Genomic DNA, 7,085 nt, shown 5'->3' on the forward strand with positions numbered 1-7,085 from the left:
ATGGAGCTTGAAAAAGTCAAAAAATACATCGATATCTTGGACGGCAGAGAAAAAGAAGTCATCGTCGGCCGCTTCGGCCTTGATTTGAAGAAAGAGAAAACGCAGCGCGAAATCGCGAAGGAGCTCGGGATCTCGCGGAGCTATGTGTCGCGGATTGAGAAACGGGCGCTGATGAAGATGTTTCATGAGTTTTATCGGGCGGAGAAGGAGAAGCGGAAGAAGGCAAAGGGGAAATAATTTAGAACAGGCCGGATCTAATACTCCGGCTTTCTCTATTTCATTAAAGTTTCTTTTAAAAGAAATAGAGAAAGAATATATGAAAGAGTTATAAAAATATTTTTGTCAACGCTGATCTCTCTCCGAGAAAGGCGGTCTGGATCATAGCAGATGACTTTACTAAATAAGTCCTTAACTTGCATCCTCTCTCAAGCAATTCAAAGCCGGACGTTGTAAAAGCTCCCCAGAAAACCCTTCATCGGCATACTTCAGCACATCCTTAGTCCCTGCTTTCTTTATACAGGCCAGGCCTCTATCTGGCTGTCGATGCTTGACCCCTTGATCGCTTGTCTCTCGGTCGATACCCTACATATATCGCCATCATTCTTTAAGCCAATATATTTATTACTTACTGTTCTCCCTCTTCATGGGATGCAGCTAGCGAGTAATCTTACCCCATTTTCAATTTCTTCAATTGATAATCCACCAAATCCCAACATGATATAGGAATCATTTTCGGGAATAACACCAGAGAAATACACATGAGCCTGAGAGGGCAAAAAGTGGATGACGGAACATTTGCAACTAGCACAAAAGGGAAATCTGAAGTCTGGTCTTTTGACATTACCGGTTTTAAAGAAATCGTTATGGAGCTTACAGCTTTAACAAATGGAAACTTTCCAGTTAGAGGGACGGCCGTCTCATAAGATCCGGCTGTCCTTTTTATTTGCCTCGGAGGAGGTGATTAGAAATGGAGGAGACAAGTTTGTTTATCTTTCTGCTGACGGAATTTATGGACCTAAGACTAGAGCAAAAATTGAAGCATTATTGAAGTGAAAAAGAGCCCATCTCTTTGTGAGAAGGGCTTTCCACATCTTTAATATGAGTTATTCTAGATTGATTGTACATAGCTTTTTCAAATGCAGCTTTTCGTTCTCATCTTCATAATTAACAAGAGGCAATTTCGTCCTATTCAAGTTTGTCCATTAACTCTGTAAATGAATCACAAACATAGCTAATGGAACTTTCCTTATCTTCATAAGCGATCTCATGATCCCAAAAAACAATTACGGGTTCTTGAGAAGACATTCTGTAATCAAAACAAAAGAGGTTTCCCCCTGCATCTGTAGCAAAAGGTATAATCTTATCAACTAACCGGTCTTTAACATTATCAATTGTTCTAAGGAGATCAATTGGTCTAGTAGGATCTCCTATGCTCAGTAAATTGTTGATTGATTCTCGAGAATTTTGGAATAAAACAACCTTTTTATCTATAGGTGAACATCCATTATGGTCTTTAATGAATTCTTTGTAATCTGTCGGGAACTTGACTTTTAATTTCTCTTCTACCTCTTCGATCTGACTGTTTGTCGCCTCTTGAAAAGTGCTTCGTTTTCTCCATTTAATACTTTGCATTGGTTAACCTCCTATTTCTCATCTTTTCCCCAAATTTTATATCCGCCAGTGTGACCAGTTTTAGCATGAATTACTCGGTCTACTAACTCCATTTTTCCAGGAGTTTGATGGTGGTGCAGTTGTTTCTGTTTTATCGTGAAAGACAATATCCATCGTTTTTGCTTGAGTGTCTAATGAGCTAAGGTTCAGACCTTCAGTCTGAACTTTTAAACGACCATCATCAGTAAATCCGTTCTTATCTAACTGGACTGAGAACGGAGCAACTGCTGTAATAGGAACAGTGTGGTTAATGTTTATATCCTCTTCACCGGCGCCCAGTGACTGGTATAGTAAAAATCCAGACTGCTGCAGGTTACCATTTGCGTATCTGAAACGGAAATAGCGTTTAGTTAAATGAACCCATTCAGTCTCGCCAAGCGTATTTGCTTTAACAACCAACGAAGAGACTGTGGTCCATGAATTCATATCGTTACTTTCTTCAATAAATAAGGTACCTTCACGATTAGAATAAGCATGACCTTTAACTTTTGGAATTAAAACATGACCTAATCGATCTTGACCATATTGCGTGTACACTTCGGTCGCTTTTAAAACTGTATTCGATAGCAGCTCTGTATTACCTGAAATAGCAGCGACGGGTACTATAAAATCCCGGTTCCCTCTCTGTGTGAAAAAAACGGTATTCAGAAATGTTGTGTTTATCGATGTGTCTTTTCGGGATATTGAACTGACTGATGTGACCTTTGAAAAATGTGATTTATCAAACGCCGATTTCAGCGGGGCTGTCATTCACAGAACTTCAGTTAAGCAGTCAAAAATGGTTGGAATGAATTTAGCGGAAGCAACGCTGCGGAATGTTTCATTCGAGGAATGCCACGGACATTTCAGTTCATTTTCGTACTCAAATATGAAACAAGTTCGATTTGATCACTGTGCTCTTATGCAAAGTGAGTGCAGCAATATGGTGCTTCAGCAGACACAATTTGACGGGTGCGAATTGGAAGGTGCCAGCTTTACCGGGCACGTCCCTTCAAAACATGGACATCAGCACGTGCCGTTTTGAACAGCTTCATGTCTCCCTCGACAAATTGAAAGGCTGCAAAATCGCGCCTGAGCACGCAATTGCTTTCGCTAGGGCGCTGGGAGCTGTCATCGTATAACAAAAGCTTAGGACATCAGGCGGCGGGCTGTATCGGCTGCCGCCTTAATGCCTGTTTCCAAATCCGCAAGAGATGCATAGGAATATGACAGCCTGATGCTGTTTCTGTCTTCGCCGTCATAAATGGAACCGGGATTCACCAGCACCTGCTGTTTCAGCAAGTCATGAAAGAAACGGCTGATAGGTAAGGTTTTGTGGAATGTAACCCAAATATAAAAGCCTCCGGCGGGAATTGTCCACGTCGCGATGTCCCCGGCATACTGCTTAAGAAAATGAAGCGCCACGTCTCTCCTTTGTTTTAGCACCCTGCGTATCCTTGTCAGATGCTCTTCATAATACCCCTGTGACAGCCACTCGGCAGCCGCCCACTGGGACAGGCCGCTCGATCCGTAGTCTGTCTGCATTTTAATGTCAGCCAGCCTTTCAATAACTGGCTCCAGTCCGACAAGCCAGCCGATTCGAAGGCCGGGGCTCACTGTTTTTGAAAAAGTGCCCAGATACAGAATATTGCCTTCTTGATCCATTGCTTTTAACGGCTGCGGCGGTTTTTCTTCAAACCATAAATCACCGTATGCATCATCCTCAATGATAGGCATCTGCTCTTTTTTTGATAGGCAGATGATCTCTTTCCTTCGCTGCTCTGACATGACAGTGCCTGTCGGATTATGAAACGACGGAATCGTGTAAAGCAGCTGTCCTCCGTATTGTTTTCGATAAGAAGAAACAAGCCCCGGTTTGATTCCTTCTTCATCCATCGGCAAGCCGCGAAGACGCATCCCCGCTGATTGAAACACATGCAAAGATTGAAGATAAGAAGGCTTTTCAGTCAAAGCGATAGAGCCTCGTTTTAAAAGACCGATCGAGATGAGCTGAAGGGCCTGAAGCGCGCCAGACACAATTAAAATCGCCGACGGTGACACATGGATCTGCTTTCCTTTTAAATGCTCCGCCACCGCCTCCCGTAGCTGACGGTTTCCTTTCGGCTGCTCGTACCCTAAAGACAGAGCGTGCGGGTTGATCTGCTGAAACATCCGTTGCATCGTGTCAGCAGGCAGCAGATCCGGTGAAAGCTCTCCTGTGCCTAATCTGATGATATCCGCTCTTGGTTCGTTCTCATTAATTTCCTGAATGATGGAAGAATTGGAGTGATGAATGCCTGAACGGACGTAATCGCTCCAATCGAGCGGAGGCTCAGCCGCCAGCACGCTCCAAGTACTGTTTACAACCTTCGTGCCGCCGCCCCTTCTCCCCTCTAACAGTCCTTGAGACGTGAGTTCATCAATGGCTGCTGTCACTGTGCTGCGGTTGACTTGAAACATGTCGGCCAGCGTTCTCTGTGAAGGAATTTTCGTTCCCACAGCCCACTCTCCGTGAAGAATTTTGTCTTTCATGTATTGTTCGATCTGCCGATGCAGCGGAATATCTGAATCTCGGCTTGGCTGCCATTGCGACATGGTCATGCCCCCTTTTTTTACATTATACATTTGGCTGGGTCTAAACCCAACCAAATGGCCGGAGACATGATAGAAAATCTCCCTTATGATTGAAAAAACAGATGTGAAGGGAGTTTTTTCAGCATGAATGCAATCATTCACGGAATTGTGCTTGCCTTTGGCTTAATTTTGCCGCTGGGAGCGCAGAATGTGTTTATTTTTCAGCAAGGAGCGTGGCAAAGGCATATTTGGCGAGCACTCCCCGCCGTCATCAGCGCTTCTGTCTGCGATACCCTGCTCATTGTGTCAGCGGTTGCGGGTGTATCTGTCATTGTGCAGCAGGTGCCTGTTTTTGAAACGGTAATGATGGCTGGGGGTTTTTTATTTCTCCTCTATATGGGCTGGGTGACATGGAACAGCCGTCCGAAAACAAACCAAAATGAGAAAAATACGTTCACAGCTAAAAAACAAGTTGCGTTTGCGGCCGCCGTTTCTCTATTAAACCCACACGCTATTCTGGATACGATCGGCGTCATCGGCACGAGCTCTCTTCAATATACAGGGCTTGAGAAATGGCTCTTTATGGCTGCCTGCATCGCTGTCTCTTGGTTTTGGTTTATTAGTCTTGCGATATCGGGCCGGCTGTTTCAGACGATAGATACGAGCGGCAGGCTTATGCTGATCATAAACAAATGCTCTGCAGTGGTGATGTGGGCAGCAGGATATTTCGGGGTATCGCTCTTCAGCAATTGAAGGAATAACAATTGAAACAGCGAATTTCTTAGAAAAGGAGGCAATGCTGATGACTGATGCAAAACAGTTTTATGACTACCATTCTTGGGCAAACAAGCGAATATGGAACCATATCGAAAAACTGCCGGAGGAAACCGCTTATCAAGAAGTAAAGAGCGTATTCCCTTCTGTCAGCGGCGTATTGCTTCATATGTGCAGGGCTGACTACATTTGGCTGAACGTCCTTTCGAAAGTTGCCTACCAAGAGATCATAGACAGCGTAGGCAAATTCGAGTCCGCTCAAGGTGATATGGCAGCGATTAAACAGCATGCTTCCGAGTTGGAGGCACAGTATCATGATTTCTTCAGCCGCCAGATGGACTTAGAACAGACCTTCTCAATGAAACATCCGAAACTCGGGACACTGGAAACAACCTATGCAGACATCATCCTGCATGTCGTCAATCACGGCACTTACCACAGAGGTAACGTGACCGTAATGCTGAGACAGCTTGGCCATTCAGGCGTACCTACTGATTATGTGTACTATTTATATGAAAAGAGAGAAAGCAAGGGCTAAACTGTCCTTGCTTTTTTGATAAGAACGATTTGCGGAAGTCGCTGACGCAATATCTATGCCTCTTATTCTCGCAGCTTGTATGGCGGCGCAAGCCAATACGTCGTTAAAAGCAAAAATTGCCGTTGGGGCGTTCCTGTCCAGCAATTTTCCCGCTTCTTCCTTGCCGCTTTCCAAAGAAAATCGCGTCGGGACGATAAGCGATTCATCCACAGGCACGCCCGCTTCCTCCATCGCCTGAATTGTTGTCTTATTCAAACCAAAGTTGAGCAGTGTTTTACTTTTTATTTCAGGGATTGGAGGACTTATATGTATTGATTGGTTCTACTTAATACCAGCTATACTTATGATCATTCCCGGAATCATGGTATTTGTAAGGAAAGAAAAAACCGCTCCAAAATCAGTTTGAATCTGAACACAAAAGAACCGCGACTGGCGGTTCTTTTGGTGTATATTCTTATTTTAAATAAACTGATTTATTATTATTGGACAGTACCATAATCAAAATCAATATCTTTCTTGTCTAAATCCCCCTTAAAATTTTTAGCATAGGACATGGTTAAATGTACGCTTTTATCTATCCACCAAGTTCCATCATCAGTATTCGTATCCCAAGTAACATCTATATCTCTGCCCAAATTCTCAAAAAACACCAAATTCCCAACAGCTACTGTTTTTTCGTTAATCTTGTAATATATTAAAACAATTTTCTTATCAAATATACCTGTCCCGTGCTTTACGATTGTTAAACTATAAGGCTTATTAGGACATTGCTCTTCAAGTATAATTTCAGGATTTAAAAATAAAACATAACAGATGAATAAAATTGGCACAATCAATAACCTTTTTAATAATTTTTTATTGATATTAAACCCCTCCAACAAGAAAACTCCGTTTAACAATCCATTTCATTTGGATAACCCTGCATCTTTTGGACGTTTTTCCTGTGAAAAAAGTTGCGTCTTCCCTATAATATTTAACGAATCCAACTTTTAGATTGTCGTCTTTAAGGAGGTTTTTCATCTTGAGGTATACAAACAGTCATTTAGAGGATTGGATTGAAAACTTATACAGGGAGATTGATATTACAGAACCTGAACAAATTAACTTTGAACGGATTGCCGAGTCAATTAGATCCAGGCTTTCGTTTAAACCTGTTACAAGCTTCGCACTTAAACACAGCGGGATTTATAATATATGCTTGGACAGCCGAAAAAGCCGAATTGAACAATGGTATGATTTTGCTCATGAATTTTGCCATATATATAGACACGAAGGCGATAAAAAAACACTGCCGGCAACTTGGACTGATTATTTGGAGTGGCAGTCGAATTATTTTTACATATCACTTTTGCATTCCAACTTTCATGTTGCGTAATATCAATCTTCCGTACATACAATCACATGCAATTGAAAATGCAGCTTGGCTATTTAAGGTATCCCCTTCGTTCGCTAAGAAACGTTTGAGCATTTATTACAGGAAGCTGACCCAACATTTATTTAGCCAAACTGTTACGGGAAATCTATGCACCCCCCTTTTGTAATTAATAAT

6 protein-coding genes and 7 pseudogenes are annotated in these 7,085 nt (G+C 42.5%); 6 read left to right on the forward strand and 7 right to left on the reverse strand.

The annotated features are described in order from the left end of the window. Positions 1–237 (forward strand): sigma-70 family RNA polymerase sigma factor (locus BTR1S_RS21285; RefSeq protein WP_009327848.1); only part of this gene is annotated, 237 nt, incomplete at its 5' end. A 119-nt stretch (positions 238–356) separates the two neighbouring features. Here BTR1S_RS21285 and BTR1S_RS22655 read toward each other — a convergent pair. Then, positions 357–601 (reverse strand): annotated as a pseudogene (locus BTR1S_RS22655) (recombinase family protein); the annotation flags it as partial. A gap of 160 nt (positions 602–761) precedes the next feature. On the opposite strand from BTR1S_RS22655, the pseudogene BTR1S_RS22925 reads away from it, so the two are divergent. Next, positions 762–923 (forward strand): annotated as a pseudogene (locus BTR1S_RS22925) (phage portal protein); the annotation flags it as partial. Between the two features lie 262 nt (positions 924–1,185). On the opposite strand, the gene BTR1S_RS21290 reads toward BTR1S_RS22925, so the two are convergent. The 3 genes and pseudogenes from BTR1S_RS21290 to BTR1S_RS21295 all read right to left on the reverse strand — a co-directional run. Next, positions 1,186–1,632, reverse strand: a complete 447-nt coding sequence (locus BTR1S_RS21290; RefSeq protein ID WP_029419347.1) for an SMI1/KNR4 family protein — start codon at positions 1,630–1,632, stop codon at positions 1,186–1,188. Positions 1,633–1,643: 11 nt separating this feature from the next. After that, positions 1,644–1,724: an HNH endonuclease gene (locus BTR1S_RS22320; RefSeq protein ID WP_081723758.1), complete on the reverse strand. Its 81-nt coding sequence runs from the start codon at positions 1,722–1,724 to the stop codon at positions 1,644–1,646. Positions 1,725–1,752: 28 nt separating this feature from the next. After that, a pseudogene (locus BTR1S_RS21295) lies at positions 1,753–2,298 on the reverse strand (phage portal protein); the annotation flags it as partial. Between BTR1S_RS21295 and BTR1S_RS21300 the strand changes: the two are divergent. Next, positions 2,201–2,792: pseudogene (locus BTR1S_RS21300) on the forward strand (pentapeptide repeat-containing protein). The pseudogenes BTR1S_RS21295 and BTR1S_RS21300 sit on opposite strands and share 98 nt — an antisense overlap. A 7-nt stretch (positions 2,793–2,799) precedes the next feature. Here BTR1S_RS21300 and pdxR read toward each other — a convergent pair. Continuing rightward, entirely contained in the window at positions 2,800–4,251 is a 1,452-nt protein-coding gene (pdxR, locus tag BTR1S_RS21305; RefSeq protein ID WP_155910177.1) for a MocR-like pyridoxine biosynthesis transcription factor PdxR, read from the reverse strand. 79 nt (positions 4,252–4,330) lie between these two features. Between pdxR and BTR1S_RS21310 the strand changes: the two are divergent. Further along, a pseudogene (locus BTR1S_RS21310) lies at positions 4,331–4,977 on the forward strand (LysE family transporter). Between the two features lie 49 nt (positions 4,978–5,026). Then, positions 5,027–5,536: a DinB family protein gene (locus BTR1S_RS21315; RefSeq protein WP_029419344.1), complete on the forward strand. Its 510-nt coding sequence runs from the start codon at positions 5,027–5,029 to the stop codon at positions 5,534–5,536. Between the two features lie 48 nt (positions 5,537–5,584). Here the strand turns inward: BTR1S_RS21315 and BTR1S_RS21320 are convergent. After that, positions 5,585–5,773: pseudogene (locus BTR1S_RS21320) on the reverse strand (substrate-binding domain-containing protein); the annotation flags it as partial. A gap of 242 nt (positions 5,774–6,015) precedes the next feature. Next, positions 6,016–6,414, reverse strand: a complete 399-nt coding sequence (locus tag BTR1S_RS21325) for a hypothetical protein (RefSeq protein ID WP_029419342.1) — start codon at positions 6,412–6,414, stop codon at positions 6,016–6,018. A gap of 143 nt (positions 6,415–6,557) precedes the next feature. Here BTR1S_RS21325 and BTR1S_RS21330 point away from each other — a divergent pair. After that, positions 6,558–7,077, forward strand: a pseudogene (locus BTR1S_RS21330) (ImmA/IrrE family metallo-endopeptidase). Positions 7,078–7,085: the final 8 nt, after the last annotated feature.

It is taken from the genome of Bacillus sonorensis NBRC 101234 = KCTC 13918 (genome assembly GCF_001592005.1).
GTDB lineage: Bacteria > Bacillota > Bacilli > Bacillales > Bacillaceae > Bacillus > Bacillus sonorensis.